This window comes from Dellaglioa sp. CoH-55-MRSF-8 (genome assembly GCF_056782195.1).
Genome location: NZ_JBXAYH010000004.1, coordinates 18,026 through 39,088 on the forward strand (window position 1 = coordinate 18,026; position 21,063 = coordinate 39,088).

The window sequence follows — 21,063 nt, forward strand, 5'->3', positions numbered from 1 at the left end:
GATGAATACTGTGGGAATCCAATCGCTAGTTACTTTAATGAGTCATCTAATGTTTATTGGAATTGCTTTTTGGGCAATTCAAGGGTTACGAATAGACAGGTTTTTCCCACAAAGTAGCCAACAAAGAATCAAAGTTTTAATTGTCTTATTGGCTATTTTATTAGGATATACAAGCAGTGCCTTTTTCTTAAATTTTATTGATAATGTTCGTAATTTAGTTTTTTTAGTTAAATAATAACGGGGGAATAACTTGTGGAAAAAATAATCGTCAAGGGTGGAAACTCACTCAATGGAACAGTGCATATAGAAGGCGCAAAGAATGCAGTATTGCCAATTCTAGCAGCCGGAATTTTAGCAAGTAGTGGTGAAAATACACTGTCAAATGTACCAGTTTTGTCAGATGTCTTTACAATGAATAACGTACTACGTTTTTTAAATTTAGACGTTGACTTTAATGAAGAAACTAATGAAGTTAAAATGAGTGCGACTAAAGAATTATCACCAGAAGCACCATTTGAATATGTTTCAAAAATGCGTGCTTCTATTGTTGTAATGGGACCACTTTTGGCACGACTTAAACATGCGAAGATTGCAATGCCTGGTGGGTGTGCAATAGGTTCTCGCCCAATTGATTTGCATTTAAAAGGTTTTGAAGCAATGGGTGCGCATATTGAACAATTCGATGGTTATATAGAAGCAACTGTAGATGAATTAAAGGGTGCCAACATTTATCTTGATTTTCCAAGTGTAGGTGCAACTCAGAATATTATGATGGCTGCAACATTAGCTACTGGTACAACTGTGATTGAAAATGTTGCAAGAGAACCAGAAATTGTTGATTTAGCTAATATTTTAAATAAAATGGGTGCTAAAGTACAAGGTGCTGGTACCGAAACAATTCGCATTCATGGTGTTAAGGCATTACATGGCGCTGATCATGCAGTTGTCCAAGATCGGATTGAAGCAGGGACATTCATGGTTGCTGCAGCAATGACTCAAGGTAATGTTTTAATCGAAGAGGCTATTGCGGAACACAATAAACCATTAATTTCTAAATTAGAAGAAATGGGCATTGACGTTATCCAAGAAGACAATGGTATCCGAGTAATTGGAACAGAAAAAATTAAACCAACTACAGTTAAAACATTGCCTCATCCAGGGTACCCAACTGATATGCAGCCTCAAATGACTGTCCTTCAATTAATGGCAGATGGTACAAGTATTTTAACAGAGACGGTATTCGAAAATCGTTTTATGCATCTTGAAGAATTACGACGTATGAATGCAAAATTTAAGATTGAAGGCAACTCAGTTGTCATGTATGGTCCAACTGACTTCAATGGTGCAGAAGTTGCTGCTACAGACTTAAGAGCTGCTGCAGCACTTGTGCTAGCAGGATTAGTAGCTCGTGGTTATACACAAGTTACACATCTTGAATATCTTGATCGAGGCTACTATCATTTCCATCAAAAGTTAGAAGCTTTGGGTGCTGAAATTAAACGTATCAATGATGATACACAAGATATAATTATTAAGACAGAAAATGAAGTAAAATAGAAGAAATGTCCATTTTGGACATTTTTTTATTGTATAGGTATATGGTATAATGCTTACATTAGTGTAAGTTTTAAGTGCCGAGAGGAGAAGCATAATGGCTAAAGATATTGGTATTGATTTAGGAACCGCAAATGTATTAATTAACGTACAAAATAAAGGAATCGTCTTAAATGAACCATCTGTTGTTGCAATTGACACAAAATCAGGTCGTGTATTAGCAGTTGGATCAGAAGCATATAAAATGGTTGGTAGAACACCTGGTAGTATTAGAGCTATCAGACCTATGAAAAATGGTGTCATTGCTGATTTTGATATTACAGAACAAATGTTAACTTACTTTATTAAAAAATTAAATGTGAGCGGCTTTTTATCAAAACCAAGTATTTTGATTTGTTGCCCAACAAATATCACATCAATTGAACAAAAAGCAATTATTCAAGCTGCTGAAAAAGCTGGTGGTGGCAAGGTTTATCTTGCTGAAGAACCTAAAGTTGCAGCTATTGGTGCTGGGTTGGATATTTATCAACCCCGTGGTAGTTTAGTGATTGATATTGGTGGTGGTACAAGTGATGTTGCCGTTATTTCATTAGGCGATATTGTAGCAAGCCGTTCATTACGTGTTGCTGGTGATCAATTGAATAGTGATGTTATCAATTTTGTTAAGCAAAAACATAACCTTCAAATCGGTGAACGTACAGCTGAAAAAGCTAAAATTGAAATTGGGACAGTTTACCCAGACAATCGTGCATTAGAAATGGAAATTCGTGGACGAGATGTTGTTACTGGTTTACCAAAGACAGTTGTGCTTAGCTCTGCTGAGATTGAAGAAGCAACTCATGATACAATGCAAGCAATCGTTGCAGCAACTAAAGAAGTTCTTGAACAAACACCACCAGAATTAGCATCAGATATTATTGATACTGGGATTATTTTAACAGGTGGCGGTGCATTATTAGATGGTGTTGATTTATTAATGTCATCGAACTTAGATATTCCTGTTATGGTGTCAGAAACACCATTGGATGATGTCGCAAAAGGAACTGGATTCTTGTTAGATCATATTGAAAAACAAGGTAGATAACAACTGTGATACTGGTTATTAAGGGAGGTCTATTAACGGGGCAATCTGTTGATGGACCTTTTCATATAGGAGGTGTCATTTATTTATGCAAAACTTAATGCTTGCACCAATCAAGTTTTATCAAAAATTTATTTCACCGATGTTTCCACCTAGTTGCCGGTACTATCCAACATGTTCAAACTATATGATTAAGGCAATTCAAAAACACGGTGCAAAAGGTATTATTATGGGTATCGGTAGGATTTTACGATGCCATCCTTTTGTCAGAGGCGGATACGATCCCGTACCTGATTACTTTACCGTACGAAGAAATAAGAACCCTAAAGGAGAAGAAAAGCATGTCTAAAAAAGAAAAAGAGATTGAAGTAGCAGAAAATGATATTAAAATTAATGGTGAGGATGCAGTTTCATTAACCGTTGGCGGTATTGAAATTGGTACAGTCATTCAACAAGATACAAAATTTGTTGCAACATTAAGTAACGGTGAGATATTCAAAGCTAAAACTCGTGATGAAGGTATTGATACTTTATTGCGCGATTTTCACTTACATCGCGGTTAATTAGTCAATTATTAAATTTTAGCCTATTCAAAAATTTAACGAAATAAGTGACATAGTGTGGAGGGGAATTCTATGAGTAGTAGAAAAGATGAGGTCGATAGTGAGTCAAGAATTGATTATGGTATTATTTTTGCCGTTTTAGTCTTGGCAATTATTGGGCTTGCCTCAATTTACGTATCAGCATCCCATGATACTAGTGCGACCTCAATTGTTAGCCAAATGGTTTCACAGTTAATGTGGTACGCTATTGGTGTCATTGCAATTGTCGTTATTATGCAATTTGACTCAGAACAATTATGGCGAGTCGCACCGATAGGGTATTTTATTGGCCTGTTTTTATTGATGATTGTTTTAGTCGTATATAGTCGACCTTTATATATAAACACAGGTGCTAAAAGTTGGATACCATTAGTTGGTTCGTTAACGTTCCAACCATCAGAAGTTATGAAGCCAGCATTTATATTAATGTTGGCGCGTGTGGTTACGATACATAACAATGATTATCCAACTCATAAAATTGGGACAGATATTATTTTATTAGCCAAAATGATAGCATGGACGTTACCAGTAGTTATTTTATTAAAACTGCAAAATGATTTTGGAACAATGCTCGTTTTCTTTGCTATTTTAGGTGGTGTCATTTTAGTTTCAGGTATCACTTGGAAGATTATTGGACCGGCATTTGGAACGGTGGCTGTTGTAGGTGGAACGGCATTATATATGGTTATTTCAACAACTGGTCGATCAATTCTAGAAAAAGTTGGCTTTTCTGCCTACCAATTTGACCGAATTGATAACTGGTTAGATCCATCAAAAGATACATCCGGAACAGGATATCAATTATGGCAAAGTATGAAAGCCATTGGATCAGGACAAATGACTGGTAAGGGATTTAACGTGTCAAATGTTTATGTTCCCGTCCGTGAATCTGATATGATTTTTTCTGTTATCGGCGAAAACTTTGGGTTTATTGGTGGTTGTATTTTAATCTTTATTTATTTCTTACTCATTTATCGAATGGTTCGTGCAACCTTTGATACGAAGAATGAATTTTATGCTTACTTATCTACTGGGGTCATTATGATGATTTTATTCCATGTTTTTGAAAACATTGGGATGAGTATTGGGTTACTACCTTTAACAGGTATTCCATTACCATTTGTCAGTCAAGGTGGGTCTGCTTTAGTAGGAAATATGATTGGAATTGGCTTAATTATGTCAATGCGATACCATCATAAGAGTTACATGTTCAGTAGCGAAGACGAAGATTTTGATAAAAAGATAAGGCAGTGATTCTATTATGGAATCACTGTTTTTTAAAACTAGGAGGTTTTGATGATGATTGATTTTTATTGGTATCCTAAATGTTCAACTTGTAGAAAAGCAAAACAATGGTTAGACGAAAATGAGGTTGAATACCATATAATAGATCTTATCCAAGAAACACCAAAGGCGAGTCTAATCGAAAAATGGTTGAATGAGTCTGGTCTTCCAGCAATATCTTTTTTTAATACACAAGGAAATAAGTATCGTGAATTAAATCTAAAAGATAAACGACCAACGATGACAATTCAGCAATCAAGTCAAATTTTAGCATCAGATGGGATGTTAATGAAACGTCCGGTATTAACTGATGGAACAAAATTAACGACCGGATTCAGTGAAGATGTTTTTACAGAGACATGGTTAAATAAATAAAACTGTTGACATTAAATTTTAATCTAGCTATAATCAACTACAATAAGAAATACAGATAAGACGTTTTGAAAAGATGAGTAAATTTTAGTAATTAGTTAAGAGAATCCTGGTAGCTGAAAAGGGATCAAAATTACGGAATTGAATATGGTCTTGGAACGTTTGGTAGATGAGCAATGTTAATCTACCTTGGGTACGCCCAATACAGCGGAAAGGTATCGGTTATATTAAAACCCGTACCTGATGAGATTGTTATCGTGAGGTAACAATAAAACAAGGTGGTAACACGTGAAGTTTATAACTTCTCGTCCTTCCGTTTATTAAACGGGGGATGGGAGGTTATTTTTTTGCAGAAAAATTAGGAGGTATTAACATGATTGAGTTTAAAAATGTATCAAAAGAGTTTATCACGAAAAGTGGTAAGGTTAGCGCTGTTTCTGATGTGAATCTTTCGGTGGAAGATGGTAGCATCTTAGGTATTGTAGGATATTCAGGTGCTGGTAAAAGTACATTAATTAGAATGCTGAATGGATTAGAGACACCAACTTCGGGTGAAGTTGACGTTAATGGCGCTAAAATCGCATCTTTATCGGGTAGAACATTGAGAAAGCAACGTCAAAAAATTGGCATGATTTTTCAACATTTTAATTTACTCTGGTCACGAACGGTTGTGGAAAACATCATGTTTCCACTTGAACTTGCTGGAATAAGTAAAACTGAGCGGTTGTCCAAAGCTGAAGAATTAACAACATTAGTTGGGTTAAAAGGTAAAGAAAATGCATATCCTTCTGAGTTATCTGGTGGACAAAAGCAACGAGTTGGGATTGCTAGGGCTTTAGCGAATGATCCTGAAATTTTGATTTGTGATGAAGCAACAAGTGCGCTAGATCCACAAACAACAGATGAAATATTAGATTTATTACTTCAAATTAATCATAAATTGAAATTAACAATTGTATTAATCACTCATGAAATGCATGTGGTTCGTAAGATATGTGATCACGTTGCTGTAATGGAATCTGGAAAATTAGTGGAGAGTGGACTTGTCTTAGACGTCTTTAAGCGTCCGAAACAAGACGTCACAAAACGATTCGTTAATCAGGAGGTCACACCAGCTCTACATGATACTGAACTTGCTGTAAATGAATTAATTGAAGCTTATCCACAAGGGTTGATTGTTCAATTAACCTTTCACAGTACGCAGACGCAAATGCCAATTATCTCTGAAATGTTAAGACAAATTCCAGAAGTTGATTTTAATATCGTTGAGGGTTCCATTCATCAAACTCAAGGTGGCCCAATTGGAACATTATATATTCAATTAACTGGTCCAAAAATAAGTTTAGATCAAACCGTTCCATTCTTGCAAAAAATGAAAGTAGAAACGGAGGTATTGCATTATGGGGACTAATACTTGGGCGTCATATTTTAACTTTAATGCTGTTAACTGGGATGAATTCTGGTCAAATACTTGGGAAACAATCAGTATGACATTAATATCTACAATAGCCGTTACAATTTTGGGTATTATCTTAGGTCTTATTTTATTTGAAACAAAACAAAAAACGACCGGTAAAATAAGTATCTGGGTAAAAATAATTAATTGGATTGTTTCAGCCATGGTTAACATTTTTCGTTCAATTCCGTTTATTATTTTAATTGTCTTATTATTGCCTTTTACTAAGGCTTTAGTTGGTTCTATTATTGGACCGATTGCAGCATTGCCAGCTCTAATCCTCTCGGCGGCTCCATTTTATGCACGAATGGTGGAACTTGCTTTTCGTGAGATTGATTATGGTGTGATTGAAGCAGCTGAAGCAATGGGTGCTAACAAGGCACAAATCATTTGGAAAGTACTATTACGAGAAAGTTTACCAGCTCTTATTTCAGGGGCGACAGTTACTGGAATTACAATTATTGGGTACACGGCAATGGCTGGTACGATTGGTGCCGGTGGGCTAGGAAATTGGGCTTTCATTGAAGGTTATGGTGCTAATAATAATACTGTTACACTAGTTGCAACGGTCACAATCATCATTATTGTTGCCATTTTTCAACTTATTGGTGATCATTCAGCTAAATTAATCGATAAACGAAATAATTAAGGGGTAACCTCATGAGAATAAACAAAAAGTTCATTTTTTCATTTCTATTTTTGACTCTTTTATTAGCTGGATGCGGGAAACAATCAAATGGAATGACTACTTTGACAATTGGTGCTAGTAATATGCCCCATGCAGAAATTCTAGATCATGTAAAACCAATGTTGGCAAAAGAAGGTATCGATTTAAAAGTTAAAGTTTTTCAGGATTATGTGATGCCTAATAAAGCGACTGAATCTGGTGATTTAGATGCTAATTATTTTCAACATAAACCATTTTTAGATAATTGGGACAAACAGAATAATGGTGATTTAATAAGTGTTGGAAATGTTCATCTTGAACCAATCGGTGTCTATTCTAAACAAGTTAAAAAGTTAACTGATTTGAAGAAAGGAAGTACGGTTTTAGTATCTAACAGTATTTCAGATTATGGTCGTGTTTTAACTATTTTTAAAGATGCTGGATTAATAACCCTGAAAAAAGGGACAGACGTGGCAACTGCAAATTTTGCTGATATCAAAACAAATAAATTAAATTTAGTTTTTAAGCATACGTATGAGCCAAAATTGATGTCTGATTTATATGAAAATAATGAAGGCTCAGCCATCATTATTAATGCAAATTATGCGGTTGAAGCTGGATTAAATCCAACGAAACAAGCTATTGCATTAGAACGTAGTACATCATCATATGCGAATTTAGTTGCTGTCGCACCAAAAAATAAAGATAATCCTGCGATTAAAAAGTTAGTTAAAGCACTACAATCTAAAAAGACACGCGAATGGATTTTGAATAAGTATAAAGGTGCCGTTATTCCTGCAAAATAAAGAGAATTGAATTAGTCGACATGACTAATTCAATTCTCTTTATTTTGCAATTTTATTAATTAGCCATTTGAAAATAGCTAAATCTGATGGTTCTCTTATATAAGACATTTCGGGATGCCATTGAACACCTAAAATGAGACCGTCATTACTACTGATACCTTCAATTAGGCCATCTGAACTTGTCGCAATGGCCGTTAATGAATCACCTAAACGGTTAATGGCTTGGTGATGGTACGTATTGACACGAAGCGTTGAACCATAAGTATCTGATAAATAATTATTTGCTTTAATCGATACAGAATGTGTGGCGTATTCTGGTAATGTTGGATCTTGTAAATGCTTAACTTGCCAATTTGAATAGTCACTTAAATCTTGATAGAGTGTTCCACCAAAAAAGACGTTAAGTATTTGTAGTCCACGGCAAATACCAAGTATTGGTATTTTTCGAGAAATAGCTTCCTTGATTAAAGCGAGCTCCATTTCGTCACGTGGGGGATTTAATTCTTCTAATTTTGGATGAGGTTCTTGGCCGTATAAGATTGGTGAAACATCTTGACCACCTGCTAATAGTAAACCATCTACCAAATCAAGATAACTAGATGCGTTTGCTAAATCAGTAGGAATGATTAGTGGTAAACCGCCAACTTCAATAATGGCATCAATATAGCCTTGAGGTGTATAAGTAATTTCGTTAATGTGCATGCCTGTAATTGGATTTCGATTAGGATTTCCAACAATACCGATAATAGGTTTCATAAATGAACCTCCTCAAAATTTACTTTTTATTAGTTTAACTTAATTAAATAAAGATTGCGAGTCTCGAGGCTCCATTGAAATGGATAATTTATTAAGATAGAATGGAATATATTAATGAATCGGAGGAATGCTAAAATGTCGACACTTGAGGTTAAAAATTTACATGTAGAAATTGAAGATAAAGAAATTTTAAAAGGTGTTAATTTAAAAATGTCGACTGGAGAAGTACACGCAATCATGGGTCCAAATGGAACAGGTAAATCAACTTTATCTGAGGCCATTATGGGGAATCCTGCGTATAAAGTGACAGAAGGCGAAGTATTGCTGAATGGTGTAAACATTTTAGAACTACCTGTTGATGAGCGAGCTCGAGCAGGATTATTTTTAGCAATGCAATATCCTTCAGAAATTCCTGGTGTAACAAATGCTGAATTTATGCGTGCAGCAATCAACGCACGTCGACCGGAAGATAAACAAATCCCAATTCGAGAATATTTAAAGAAATTAGATAAAACGATGACAACTTTAGATATGACTGAGGAAATGGCTGATCGTTATTTAAATGAAGGTTTTTCAGGTGGCGAAAAGAAACGTAATGAAATTTTACAACTGATGATGATTGAACCAAAATTTGCTATTTTAGATGAAATTGATTCAGGTCTAGACATTGATGCATTGAAAGTTGTTTCGAGAGGCGTAAATGAAATGTTGAAAAATGCGGAATTTGGAACACTTATGATTACGCATTACCAACGTTTGCTGAACTATATTGTGCCTGATGTGGTGCACGTTATGATGGATGGACGGGTTGTTAAAACGGGTGGCGCCGAACTTGCAGAAAAACTGGAAGAAGAAGGCTATGCTGGTTTGCGTGATGAATTAGGGCTAGACATTACTTTAACAGACGAGAACCTTTAGTGGAGGGCCGGAAAATGATTGATTTGAAGCTCTTAGAACAAAGTATAATTGATTTTTCAAATTTAAAACAAGAACCTGAGTGGTTTCAACAATTAAGAAGAGATGCCTTTGTAAAAAAAACATTACTAGCGCTTCCTTCATTTGAAAAAATTAGATACCAAAAATGGCCCATTATACCTGAAACACTGGTTAAAGAATCAGGGGAATTTGTTTCAAAAAAATCGGATGAAAATACGTTTATTCAAGTTGGATCTCGAACGATTAGTTTAAATATATCTGAGGAATTAAAAGAAAATCATGTTATTATTTGCGACTGGTCAACCGCGTTAGTGGAACATGCAGATTTAATTAAGAAATATTTTATGACTAAGGCAGTTAAATGGGATAGTGATTTGTTGACCGCAACGCATTTAGCACAATTAACCGGTGGTTTGTTTATTTATGTACCTAAAAATGTTGTATTAGACAACCCAATTACAACTTATTTAACGCAGGATGCACGGGACAATCAGGACTATGTACAGCATGTTTTAATTGTCGCAGCAGAAAATAGTCAGTTTTCATATCTAGAAAATCGTTCAACAGTCGGTGATCAGATCACAACCGCAAATATTATTGTGGAAGTGATTGCTAAAGCTAACAGTCATGTTAAATTTGCTGGAGTTGATCAATTAGGGGAACATACAACAGCATATATTAACCGTCGGGGTTATTTATTAGGCAATGCAAAAATAGATTGGTCAATTGGATTACTTAATAATGGCAATATAATTGGCGATTTCGATTCTGATTTAATTGGTGCAGGTTCTCACGCAGATGTTAAAGTTGTTGCGATTTCAACAGGAAATCAGATTCAAGGGATTGATACACGGGTGACGAATTATGGTAAACATTCAATTGGTCAAATTCTGCAACACGGTGTAATTTTATCGCGTTCTACATTAATATTTAATGGAATTGGCCATATTATTAAAGGTGCAAAGGGTGCGAATGCTCAACAAGAAAGCCGTGTGCTAATGTTATCCACAAAAGCACGTGGAGACGCTAATCCTATTTTATTAATTGATGAAAATGATGTTCAAGCTGGACATGCAGCTAGTGTTGGACGCGTGAATCAGGAACAATTGTACTATCTGATGAGTCGTGGATTACACAAAGAAGAAGCAGAAAGACTTGTTATTCGTGGATTCTTAGGACCTGTTTTAACGGCAATTCCGGCAGTTGATGTTCGTGAACGATTAATCGAAACAATAGAGGGGAAACTCATTAATGGTCAAAAATTTGAAAAAGTATCGCAATGATTTTCCTATTTTAAAGCAAATTGTGAATGATGAACCGTTAATTTATTTTGACAATGCTGCAACTGTTCAGAAACCACAAGCAGTTATTAATGCCATTTCACATTATTATGAAAATGATAATGCCAATGTACATCGTGGTGTGCATACTTTAGCCGAGCGTACAACACAGCAATTTGAAGATGTACGACAAGCTGTTGCTGATTTTATTCATGCAAAATATTCAGCTGAAATCTTATTTACAAAAGGGACAACCGAAAGTTTAAACTGGGTTGCTCAGGGTTTTGCACAGAATCGATTGAAACCAGGGGATGAGATTTTAATATCTATTATGGAACACCATAGTAACCTTGTTCCTTGGCAACAAGTCGCACAAGCAACTGGTGCTAAATTAGTTTACATCGACATAACAGATGATGGACAATTAGACATTAATGATGCGAAATTAAAAATGACAGCTAAAACTAAAATTGTATCGCTAACTCAAATTTCAAATGTTTTGGGGAGTATAAACCCCATCAAAGAATTAACGGACATGGCACATACAGTCGGTGCGGTTGTTATTTGTGATGGGGCGCAATCAATACCTTATATGCCGATTAATGTTCAGGAGTTAGATGTTGATTTTTTTGCTTTTTCAGGTCATAAAATGGGGGCTGCAACTGGTATTGGCGTTTTATATGGAAAAAGTAATTATTTGAACGAGATGCAGCCACTAGAATTTGGTGGTGAGATGATTGATTTTGTTGAAGAGCAACAATCAACCTTTAAAGATATTCCTTGGAAATTTGAAGCGGGGACACCTAATATTGAAGGGGTCATTTCATTAGGTGCTACTATTCACTATTTAAATGAAGTTGGAATGGTTAATATACAAGCACATGAACAGATGCTCATCACTGATTTATTACCTAAATTAAAAGCCATTTCTGGCATTACTGTCTATGGGCCAACTGAAAGTAAAAAACGATCAGGCGTTATTTCATTTAATTTGGAGGGACTACATCCGCATGACGTTGCGACAGCTCTTGATATGCAAGGAATTGCGGTTCGCGCGGGTCATCATTGTGCACAGCCATTAATGAAGTGCATGGGTGTATCGTCAACTGTTCGTATTAGTTTATATTTTTACAATACTTTAGAAGAAAATCAAAAATTTATTGACGCGTTAATCGCTACAAAGGAGTTCTTTAAAAATGGGACTATCTAAATTAGATAATTTATATCGCCAAGTTATTTTGGAACATGCCACACATCCGCATCATCATGGCTCACTAGTAAAGGGTCAGAAATCAATTGAACTCAGAAATCCAACCTGTGGGGATGTTTTAAAAGTTGAACTTATCATGAGTGACAACAAGGTTCAAGATGTTGCCTTTTCTGGGACGGGTTGTACGATTAGCCAGGCATCTGCAAGTATGATGACTGATGAAATTATTGGTAAAGCAAAAAATGAAATAGAAGAAATGGTGACAACATTTTCAAGAATGGTAACAGGTGAAACGATTGATGAAAATCTTTTAGGTGATGCTGCTATTTTAGAAGGTGTCGCTCAGTTTCCAGCTCGGATTAAGTGTGCCACATTAGCTTGGAAGGCAGTTTATCAAGCTATTAATTTAGAAAATTAGAGAGGAGGTAAGATATGAAAGAACTAGATGTTGGTGGTGAGTATGAATATGGCTTTAAAGATGATATTGAGCCTGTTTATTCAACTGGGCGTGGCTTAACCGAAGCGATTGTTCGAGAAATTTCGGCAGCAAAAAATGAACCAGAGTGGATGTTGGATTATCGACTTCGTGCCTTTGCCTTATATGAAAAGATGCCAATGCCAAGTTTTGGTCCTGATTTGTCTAAGTTAGATTTAGCTAATATGCGCTATTTTCAACGTGCTAGTGATAATGTTGCTAGAGACTGGGAAGATGTCCCAGATAAGATTAAAGAAACCTTTGACCGACTTGGTGTTCCAGAAGCTGAACGTAAATACTTAGCTGGCTCTTCTGCACAATATGAATCAGAAGTTGTTTACCATCATATGCGTGAAGATTTTGAAAAATTAGGAATTATTTTTATGAGTACAGATGCTGCCGTCCAAGAATATCCTGAATTGGTTAAACAGTATTTTGGCAAATTGGTTCCTGCCTCTAATAATAAATTTTCAGCTTTAAATTCGGCTGTTTGGTCTGGTGGTACTTTTATCTATGTACCTAAAGGTGTGAAGACCGAGGTGCCTATTCAAAGTTATTTCAGAATTAATGCGGAGAATACAGGACAATTTGAACGAACATTAATCATTGTTGATGAAGGCGCAAGTGTTAATTACGTTGAAGGTTGTACAGCACCTAATTATTCGGCAGACAGTTTGCATGCGGCAGTCGTTGAAGTGAACGTCATGAAAGATGCCTATTGTCGGTATACAACGATTCAAAATTGGTCAGATAATGTGTATAGCTTAGAGACAAAACGTGCTAGAGCCTTAGAAAATGCGACGATGGAGTGGGTTGATGGTAACCTTGGATCAAAAGTTACAATGAAATATCCAAGTATTTATTTAGATGGTCAAGGCGCACATGGCACAATGTTGTCGATTGCGTTTGCTGGTGGGAATATCGTTCAAGATACTGGGGCAAAAATGATTCACAATGCTAAAAATACGACTTCTTCGATTGTTTCTAAATCGTTATGTAAAGATGGTGGACGAGTTGATTATCGAGGTTATTTAAAATTTGGTAGACATAGTGATGGTTCGTTTGCACATGTCGAATGCGATACAATCATCATGGATGATAAATCAGCGAGTGATACGATTCCATTTAATGAAATTTTAAATGGCAATGTTTCTATGGAACATGAAGCTAAAGTTTCTAAAATTTCTGAAGAACAATTATATTACTTAATGAGTCGCGGAATTTCTGAAGCAAAAGCAACAGAGATGATTGTAATGGGATTTGTTGAACCGTTCACCAAAGAATTACCGATGGAATACGCTGTTGAATTGAATCGTCTGATTGAGTATCAGATGGAAGGCAGTGTGGGGTAAAATAGTTTAGAATGATGTTACTTTTCCTAAAAAGTAAATAAGGGGATAATAATTAAATGATATATGCACTGGAAATAAAAGGCTTAAAAAAAGAATATGCAACGGGTGTTAAAGCGTTACGTGGTATTGATCTGGCTGTAGAAGAAGGGGATTTTTATGCACTTTTAGGGCCTAATGGTGCGGGAAAATCAACGACAATTGGTATTATTACATCTCTTGTGAATAAAACAGCGGGAACAGTGAAGGTTTTTGATTACGATATTGATACCAATTTGGTACAAGCCAAACAACAAATTGGACTTGTCCCACAGGAATTTAACTTTAATCCTTTTGAAACGGTTCAACAAATTGTTGTTAATCAGGCTGGTTACTATGGTGTTCCTCATAAAGAAGCAATGGAGCGCAGTGAAAAATATTTAAAACAGTCAGATTTATGGGAAAAACGTAATGTACGTGCACGAATGCTTTCTGGTGGGATGAAACGAAGATTGATGATTGCCAGGGCATTAATGCATGAACCTCGGTTGCTCATTTTAGACGAACCAACTGCGGGTGTAGATATTGAGTTGAGACGTGAAATGTGGTCTTTTTTAAAGGAATTGAATGAGAATGGCACAACGATTATCTTGACGACTCATTATTTAGAAGAAGCAGAAACACTTTGTCGTCATATCGGTATTATTCAATCAGGTGAGTTGATTGAAAATACGAGCATGAAAACTTTATTATCAAAATTACAATTTGAAACGTTTATTTTCGATTTAGATGTGTATGATAAAAAGCCAGAAATTATAGGGTATAAAAATTCCTTTGAAGACGCGCAAACAATTTCTATCGAAGTTGAACGAAATCAAGGTGTTAATGGGATCTTTAAACAATTTGATGAACAAGGGATAAAAGTTCTTTCTATGCGAAATAAATCGAATCGATTAGAAGAGTTATTCTTGAAAATTACGGAAGAAAAGCACCAAGTGGGGGAGAAACATGTTTAATCAATATTTTACTGCATTAAAAAGTCTCGCAATAAAAGAAACTAATCGTTATTTGAGAATTTGGGTACAGACATTAGTACCACCAGTGATTACAACATCATTGTATTTTATTATATTTGGTAAAATGATTGGTGGCCGAATTGGTGCAATGGGTGGATTTTCATATATGGAATTCATTGTACCAGGGTTAATTATGATGTCGGTGATCACTAGTTCGTATGCTAATGTATCTTCGTCATTTTTTTCTCAGAAATTTCAGAAAAATATTGAAGAATTACTAGTTGCACCAGTACCAACGCATATTATTATATGGGGATTTGTTATTGGAGGACTTGGAAGAAGTGTTTTAGTTGGGGCACTTGTCACTATTATTTCATTATTTTTTGTACCTCTTCATGTTTTTTCGTGGGTCATTATTATTATCACACTTTTGATGACAGCCATTTTATTTTCATTAGCAGGATTAATTAATGGTATTTTTGCACAGTCATTTGATGATGTGTCAATTGTACCTACGTTTGTTTTACAGCCATTAACTTATCTTGGTGGTGTTTTCTATTCTATTTCAATGTTACCACCAGTTTGGCAGGCCATCTCTAAGATTAATCCAATTGTTTATATGATTTCAGGATTTAGATATGGTTTTTTAGGTAAGACTGATGTATCACTTGCTTTATCAATGATAATTCTTATTCTGTTTATTGGTGTTCTTTACTGGATTTGTTGGTATCTTATTAATAAAGGTAGAGGTTTGAGAAGTTAGGATAGCCAATGTAATAATCCTTCTTTCTTATTAATCATTCTGTGACGGTTGATCAATAATGAATCTGGATAGCACCAAAAACAAAAGTCTTATGGCTTTTGTTTTTTTGTTAGGGTACGAAAAATGGTACCAAAGATAGATATCGTAGACTCTTTAAAAGATAGATATAAGGTATATTTTGAAAAAATGTCTGTTTTTCAAGTAAATTATTATTAAAACACTAGAATAACGTTTATACTAGCTACATATAAAACTAAAAAGGAGATAAATAATGACTATAAATAAACAATTAATTAAAGATGATTTATACGAAGCAGTAAATGGTGAATGGTTAAAAACTGCCAAAATTCCTGATGATAAACCTGCGACGGGTGGTTTTAATGATTTAGCTGATGAAATTGATAAAACTTTGATGGCTGATTTTGAAAAAATGTCAGCTGATTCTAGTGTTAAAGCACCATTAATGCAAGAATTTTTAAACTATTATGCCTTAGCAGCTGATTTTGATCGACGTGAATCAGAAGGAACCTTACCATTGAAAAAAGTTTTAGCACCTTTAGAAAATTTAACAAGTTTAGCTGATTTCGATACTAAATGGGCAGATTTTGTTCGTGCGGGTTATCCAACACCACTTGGGTTTGATGTTGATGCTGATATGAAAAATGCTAAAATTAATGCTTTATTTGTGGCAGCTCCGAGTTTGGTTTTACCAGATAAAACGTATTATGAACGAGATAATTCACAAGCTGAAGGTTTACTTAAAGCATTTAGGGCGATGATGACTAAGTTATTAGTTGCTTTAGATTATAGTGAAGAAAATGCAAATCATGTTATTACAGAGGCACTAACTTTTGATCGTAACTTAGTGCCAAATGTCAAGAGTGCTGAAGAATCAGCTGATTATAGTAAAGCGTACAACCCACAAAGTTTCACAGAATTTAGTTCACAAAGTAGTAATTTAGATTTAAAATCAATTGTTAAAAATCTTTTAAATGGGAATGAACCAGAAAAAATAATTGTGACTGAACCTAAATTTTTATCATCTATTGATGAACTCGTGAATACAACTCATTTTACAGAATTTAAAAGTTGGTTAATTGTTAAAACAGTAGGGAGTCTTAGTTCATATTTATCAGATGACTTACGTGTTATTGCTGGTGAATACGGGCGTGCATTATCTGGAAGCAAGGCACCGAAAAAACAACAAAAGTTTGCTTATTATCTAGCCATGGGAACCTATAGTGGGGTTGTGGGCGAATATTATGGATATAAATACTTTGGTGAAGATGCTAAAGCAGACGTTCAACAGATGGTTGAAAAGATGATTAATGTTTATCAAAATAGATTGGCTACTAATAATTGGTTAACAAGTACTACACGTGATAAGGCAATTTTAAAATTAAGTAAATTAGGTATTCAAGTTGGGTATCCAGATAAAATTAACCCGCTTTATCAAAAAATGCACGTTAATATGGAAAAAACATTGCTAGAGAATGCAATGGCCTTTGATAAATTAGCCACTGAAGATATGTTTAGTAAGTGGGATAAACCTGTCGATCGTGATCTTTGGGAGATGAGTGCAGCAACAGTTAATGCTTATTATCATCCCTTTAAAAATATCATTGTCTTTCCAGCGGCTATTTTACAAGCACCATTTTATAGTTTAGAGCAGAGTAGTAGTGCTAACTATGGTGGTATTGGAGCAGTTATTGCGCACGAGATTTCACATGCTTTTGATAATAATGGTGCGCTATTTGATGAGTATGGTAATTTGAATAATTGGTGGAGTGAAGCCGATTTGACCCATTTTAAAGAATTATCACAACAAATGATTACTGAATTTGACGGAACTGAATTCGCAGGCCAAAAAGTTAATGGGACTTTAACAGTTTCTGAAAATATTGCTGATGCTGGTGGGCTTAGTTGTGCACTTGAAGCGGCTAAATCTGAAGACGATACTGATTTTGAAGCATTTTTCATTAATTGGGCACAAGTATGGCGAATGAAGGCTTCAACACAGTATATGCAATTGTTATTATCAATTGATGTTCATGCCCCTGCTAAGTTGCGTGCTAATATTCAAGTTCAAAATTTAGCAGAATTTTATGATGCCTTTGATATTGTTGCAAGTGATGCAATGTATAAAGCAGTCGATGAACGCGTTAATATTTGGTAAATGATTAATTAAGACAAATTAAAAGGACATTATCAAAATGATAATGTCCTTTTTGCTGCGATTGTTTATCCGTAATACTTAAAGGTAGCATATTATAATACTTCGTTCTCTGTAATTTTTTCTTCCAAAACGTTGAAATTATATTCAGAAAGTTCATTTAAGCCATTTTTACTCTCATCAAAGAAAGCAGTTAAACTTTCAGATAACATTAGATTGATAACACGACCAGCTTCAAATTGAACTAAGATAACTGGAATATGAGCTTCTACTGCCATACCAACTTCAAACATAGTACCAGAGTCAGGTTCGTTATCTTCGTCTTCTTTGTAGTCTAAGATAGCAACAACAACGTCTGCGCGATGAACTTGGCGTGTGTCAGCTAAATAAACTGCACGTTGCCATTGTTGACTGAATTGTTCATATTGTTTACTTTGATTATCTTGGGGCAAGTAAATATTGTCACTATCAATTGTTTTGTTCTCTTTTAATGCTGCAACAACTTGAGAAACACGTTCACGTTGTTTGTCGCTAAAAAATGGACCTGCTAAATAAACTTTATTCATTAATATCGTCTCCTGGAATATATATTTGCTTTTTTAAGTATAGCATGACATTTTAAAAATGGGCACAAAAAAAGAAGACAATGAAGTCTTCTTTTTCAATTTCTAAACACCGTAAACGAATTGACCTGAATTAAAGTGGTCAGCTGAAATAACGTAAACGTTACCACTATTACGTAAAGTAAAGTTAGCTAAATCATTTAATAAGTTATTGGTTGTTTTTCCAGGTTCAGTATCGATAATTTGACCATCACTAATTAAACCAGGGAATACAGCGTCTTCGTTAATTAATAAAGTATTAACACGATGTTGCGTTAATAGAGCAAACAAATCGATTGGGTTTGTTTTGCTTGGATTAACTTCATCAAGTGAACGAGCACGATCCAATAAATGATCAATTGTTTGATTGATTAAAATTTGATTTTGATCTAACAAATCTTTTTCAATTTCTGTAGTTGTTAGGGCACTAGGTGATTTTTTAATTGTAATTTCTGAATTAACTGATTTTAATTTTGTTAATTCATGGAATAAGCTTTGATTTTTAGGTAGTCCAATAAGGAAAAGACGTTTATAAATTAATTCGGGATGGGTAACTAGGAATTTTTCAATTGCCAAGTAGTAATTTCTATTATCAATCGCTTTTTCTTCATCCTTAGTATTTAACCCATGGAGGGCGCCAGTAGGGCCATGAGTGGTCGTGGTATCTGTACTTTCAGGACCAAGAGTTGATACCATGTCGATAGGAGCATCCTCTGGGAGTTCTTGTTTCAATAAGACACCTTCTTTGAATTGATGTAATTCAAATGAATCACGGTGTAAGCTTAGGATTGTTCCTGATAATTTTGTTGCTTGTTGAGCTAATAAAGGTAAAGTGTATGCTTCAGGACCAACAATAACTTTATCTACTTCAATAGCGTGATTTAAATTAAATTTAAAGTAATCGTTAGGTGTTAAGTAAAGTGCGATACTAGGGAATTGACCGATTTTATCTGCAATTTCATTAATAAAATTAACCAATTGTGTTTCAATTAGTTCCCAAGTTTTCTTAGGTACATCCGAATGAGCTTCTTTGGCAGTTTTTAAACTAGTTTTTAGTTTTAACTGATTCTTCGCAGCAAAATTAATACCTGGATATGTTTTGATAAAGATTGATACAATGGGTTCTTCTTTGATTGTGAGTAATTTTTTCAAATTGTTATGCATTGACATAATGGTTCCCCCTTTATATGATTACCTTTAGTATAACATCATGAAAACGGTTATCCAACTTATATGGTTACGTTTTCATAAAAGGAGTAAATATGATTTATTTAGAAAAAGATAACAAAAATATTAAAAAAATGGAAGCTTACATGAAAAATAATTTTTCTTACTTAGGGATTAAGACACCAAGTCGACGTGAACTAACAAAGGACTTGATGAAAGAATCTAAGAGTTGGCCTCTAGAAGAGTTAATCTCACAAATTTTAGCTTATTATGGTCGTGAAGAAAGAGAGTATCAATATGTTGCAATCGACTTAGCACAAAAAAATCTTAAACGATTGACGGTTGATGAAGTCCAAGTATTGGTTGAGTTAATTAAGGTTAAACCATGGTGGGATTCAGTAGATGCTTTACGTAAGGTTATTAGTGACTTTTTAAAATTAAGTCCGATAAATTTTAACGATATTAGTAAGCAATTTGAAAACCATGATAATTTCTGGATGCGTCGTGTGGGTATAAATCTTCAGTTAGGCTATCGTGAAGAAACTAATCTAGCTTACTTATCAAAGATGATTTTGAATGATAGAACAACAGATGAATTTTTCATCCAAAAAGCGATTGGTTGGTCATTACGTGAGTATGCTAAGACTGATGAAAATTGGGTTATAACTTTTATTGAGAGCCATGATCTATCAAAGCTAGCTGTGCGAGAAGGACTTAAACATGTGAAGACAAAATAAAAAAGACTGATTTTATTCAGTCTTTTTTGCTTATTTTAAGGTTAAGAATTTATCTCCGGCAAGGTCTCTGTAGAAATTTGCTTTAATTGCTTGTTGATAAGGCATGTACCAAATATAACCAATTCCAAGTGTCACGATTGATAATAGGTACCAACCAACCAGACTTAACTCTATTACGAATAAATCAAATTTGTGTCCGTTCATTAATTCACGGCTTAACGTTATTTTTTTATTAATACTGATGTCAGGATGATTTGGGTTATCTGTTAAGTCTTTGTTAATCATAAAGACTTGTGAATAAGAATAGTATTTAATAATTCCTGGGACAATAAGCAAGAGAGTCCAAAGTGTACTATAAATGGTTTTGAGAATGGCGATACCAATAGATGGGAAAAATAATTCATTTGAGAAAACTTGGAAACTTTGTGTAAATGCATGTTCTGGTGTTTTTTGTGAACTGACCCAAGTTAAGAATGTATATGAAACACCTACAAGTAGAATTTGAAAAATAAGATAAAGAACAACGACAGTTGCTGAAATTATAGGACTGATAGCTGATGATTGGTTATTATTTTCAGTAGAATATAAATTCATAATGTCTGCGTACTCAGTAGAATATAAGCGAGAATAAACAATAAAAATAAGGATTGCTAGTAAGCTAACTAGGATAGCTGACTTCCAGTGTCCTTTAAGTAATGCCTTTGATTCAGATTTCAGTTGTTGTCTCGTTTTTAGTGGTTTTTCCATGATGTGTGTCTCCTTAATTGTATATGTTTTAATAATATTTTAAGCATACAT

At 34.6% G+C, this 21,063-nt stretch carries 23 protein-coding genes; 19 read left to right on the forward strand and 4 right to left on the reverse strand.

The annotated features are described in order from the left end of the window. Position 1 precedes the first annotated feature (1 nt). From AC1RPW_RS05270 to AC1RPW_RS05315, 10 genes are all read left to right on the forward strand, one after another. A complete protein-coding gene (locus tag AC1RPW_RS05270; RefSeq protein ID WP_409022310.1) occupies positions 2-235 on the forward strand; it encodes a DUF1146 family protein in 234 nt (77 codons plus the stop codon). 17 nt (positions 236-252) lie between these two features. Continuing rightward, a complete protein-coding gene (gene murA / locus AC1RPW_RS05275; protein WP_481761641.1) occupies positions 253-1,557 on the forward strand; it encodes a UDP-N-acetylglucosamine 1-carboxyvinyltransferase in 1,305 nt (434 codons plus the stop codon). A 94-nt stretch (positions 1,558-1,651) separates the two neighbouring features. Continuing rightward, the gene (gene mreB, locus AC1RPW_RS05280; protein WP_409022312.1) at positions 1,652-2,638 is read left to right on the forward strand and encodes a rod shape-determining protein; all 987 of its coding nucleotides are present in this window, start codon (positions 1,652-1,654) and stop codon (positions 2,636-2,638) included. 85 nt (positions 2,639-2,723) lie between these two features. Next, complete coding sequence (yidD, locus tag AC1RPW_RS05285; protein WP_409022313.1) at positions 2,724-2,984, forward strand: membrane protein insertion efficiency factor YidD; 261 nt, start codon at positions 2,724-2,726, stop codon at positions 2,982-2,984. Then, positions 2,977-3,198, forward strand: coding sequence for a DUF2969 domain-containing protein (locus AC1RPW_RS05290; protein ID WP_409022314.1), 222 nt, complete (start codon positions 2,977-2,979; stop codon positions 3,196-3,198). The genes yidD and AC1RPW_RS05290 overlap by 8 nt, the downstream gene beginning before the upstream one ends. A 72-nt stretch (positions 3,199-3,270) precedes the next feature. Further along, positions 3,271-4,491: an FtsW/RodA/SpoVE family cell cycle protein gene (locus tag AC1RPW_RS05295; protein ID WP_481761642.1), complete on the forward strand. Its 1,221-nt coding sequence runs from the start codon at positions 3,271-3,273 to the stop codon at positions 4,489-4,491. Positions 4,492-4,536: 45 nt separating this feature from the next. Next, on the forward strand, positions 4,537-4,896 hold the full coding sequence (locus tag AC1RPW_RS05300; RefSeq protein ID WP_481761721.1) for an arsenate reductase family protein: 360 nt from the start codon (positions 4,537-4,539) through the stop codon (positions 4,894-4,896). A 370-nt stretch (positions 4,897-5,266) separates the two neighbouring features. Then, the gene (locus AC1RPW_RS05305; RefSeq protein WP_481761643.1) at positions 5,267-6,304 is read left to right on the forward strand and encodes a methionine ABC transporter ATP-binding protein; all 1,038 of its coding nucleotides are present in this window, start codon (positions 5,267-5,269) and stop codon (positions 6,302-6,304) included. Continuing rightward, the gene (locus tag AC1RPW_RS05310; protein WP_409022317.1) at positions 6,294-6,998 is read left to right on the forward strand and encodes a methionine ABC transporter permease; all 705 of its coding nucleotides are present in this window, start codon (positions 6,294-6,296) and stop codon (positions 6,996-6,998) included. Before AC1RPW_RS05305 ends, AC1RPW_RS05310 begins: the two co-directional genes overlap by 11 nt. A 17-nt stretch (positions 6,999-7,015) precedes the next feature. Beyond that, positions 7,016-7,822, forward strand: a complete 807-nt coding sequence (locus tag AC1RPW_RS05315; protein ID WP_481761722.1) for a MetQ/NlpA family ABC transporter substrate-binding protein — start codon at positions 7,016-7,018, stop codon at positions 7,820-7,822. 39 nt (positions 7,823-7,861) lie between these two features. Here AC1RPW_RS05315 and AC1RPW_RS05320 read toward each other — a convergent pair whose 3' ends face one another. After that, on the reverse strand, positions 7,862-8,578 hold the full coding sequence (locus AC1RPW_RS05320) for a gamma-glutamyl-gamma-aminobutyrate hydrolase family protein (RefSeq protein WP_481761644.1): 717 nt from the start codon (positions 8,576-8,578) through the stop codon (positions 7,862-7,864). A gap of 135 nt (positions 8,579-8,713) precedes the next feature. Between AC1RPW_RS05320 and sufC the strand changes: the two genes are divergently transcribed. The 8 genes from sufC (at position 8,714) to AC1RPW_RS05360 (ending at position 17,762) form a co-directional block, all read left to right on the forward strand. Further along, positions 8,714-9,496: a Fe-S cluster assembly ATPase SufC gene (gene sufC, locus AC1RPW_RS05325; protein ID WP_481761645.1), complete on the forward strand. Its 783-nt coding sequence runs from the start codon at positions 8,714-8,716 to the stop codon at positions 9,494-9,496. 14 nt (positions 9,497-9,510) lie between these two features. Further along, complete coding sequence (gene sufD, locus AC1RPW_RS05330) at positions 9,511-10,797, forward strand: Fe-S cluster assembly protein SufD (protein WP_481761646.1); 1,287 nt, start codon at positions 9,511-9,513, stop codon at positions 10,795-10,797. Next, entirely contained in the window at positions 10,766-12,004 is a 1,239-nt protein-coding gene (locus AC1RPW_RS05335; protein WP_481761647.1) for an aminotransferase class V-fold PLP-dependent enzyme, read from the forward strand. The genes sufD and AC1RPW_RS05335 overlap by 32 nt, the downstream gene beginning before the upstream one ends. Continuing rightward, complete coding sequence (sufU, locus tag AC1RPW_RS05340; protein WP_481761648.1) at positions 11,991-12,422, forward strand: Fe-S cluster assembly sulfur transfer protein SufU; 432 nt, start codon at positions 11,991-11,993, stop codon at positions 12,420-12,422. Before AC1RPW_RS05335 ends, sufU begins: the two co-directional genes overlap by 14 nt. Positions 12,423-12,436: 14 nt before the next feature. Then, entirely contained in the window at positions 12,437-13,831 is a 1,395-nt protein-coding gene (gene sufB / locus AC1RPW_RS05345) for a Fe-S cluster assembly protein SufB (protein ID WP_481761649.1), read from the forward strand. A gap of 56 nt (positions 13,832-13,887) precedes the next feature. Further along, a complete protein-coding gene (locus tag AC1RPW_RS05350; RefSeq protein ID WP_481761650.1) occupies positions 13,888-14,823 on the forward strand; it encodes an ABC transporter ATP-binding protein in 936 nt (311 codons plus the stop codon). Then, positions 14,816-15,586 (forward strand): ABC transporter permease, encoded by a 771-nt coding sequence (locus tag AC1RPW_RS05355; protein ID WP_481761651.1) that lies wholly within the window; start codon positions 14,816-14,818, stop codon positions 15,584-15,586. The genes AC1RPW_RS05350 and AC1RPW_RS05355 overlap by 8 nt, the downstream gene beginning before the upstream one ends. A 271-nt stretch (positions 15,587-15,857) precedes the next feature. Continuing rightward, positions 15,858-17,762 (forward strand): M13 family metallopeptidase, encoded by a 1,905-nt coding sequence (locus AC1RPW_RS05360; RefSeq protein WP_481761652.1) that lies wholly within the window; start codon positions 15,858-15,860, stop codon positions 17,760-17,762. Positions 17,763-17,854: 92 nt separating this feature from the next. On the opposite strand, the gene AC1RPW_RS05365 is transcribed toward AC1RPW_RS05360, so the two are convergent. Beyond that, positions 17,855-18,325, reverse strand: coding sequence for a nucleoside 2-deoxyribosyltransferase (locus AC1RPW_RS05365; RefSeq protein ID WP_481761653.1), 471 nt, complete (start codon positions 18,323-18,325; stop codon positions 17,855-17,857). A 102-nt stretch (positions 18,326-18,427) separates the two neighbouring features. Next, a complete protein-coding gene (locus tag AC1RPW_RS05370) occupies positions 18,428-19,531 on the reverse strand; it encodes a baeRF6 domain-containing protein (RefSeq protein WP_481761654.1) in 1,104 nt (367 codons plus the stop codon). Positions 19,532-19,623: 92 nt separating this feature from the next. Here AC1RPW_RS05370 and AC1RPW_RS05375 point away from each other — a divergent pair, with 92 nt between their 5' ends. Beyond that, positions 19,624-20,265, forward strand: coding sequence for a DNA alkylation repair protein (locus AC1RPW_RS05375; RefSeq protein ID WP_481761655.1), 642 nt, complete (start codon positions 19,624-19,626; stop codon positions 20,263-20,265). A 30-nt stretch (positions 20,266-20,295) separates the two neighbouring features. Here the strand turns inward: AC1RPW_RS05375 and AC1RPW_RS05380 are convergent, their stop codons facing one another. Continuing rightward, complete coding sequence (locus AC1RPW_RS05380; protein ID WP_481761656.1) at positions 20,296-21,012, reverse strand: DUF975 family protein; 717 nt, start codon at positions 21,010-21,012, stop codon at positions 20,296-20,298. Between the last annotated feature and the right edge of the window lie 51 nt (positions 21,013-21,063).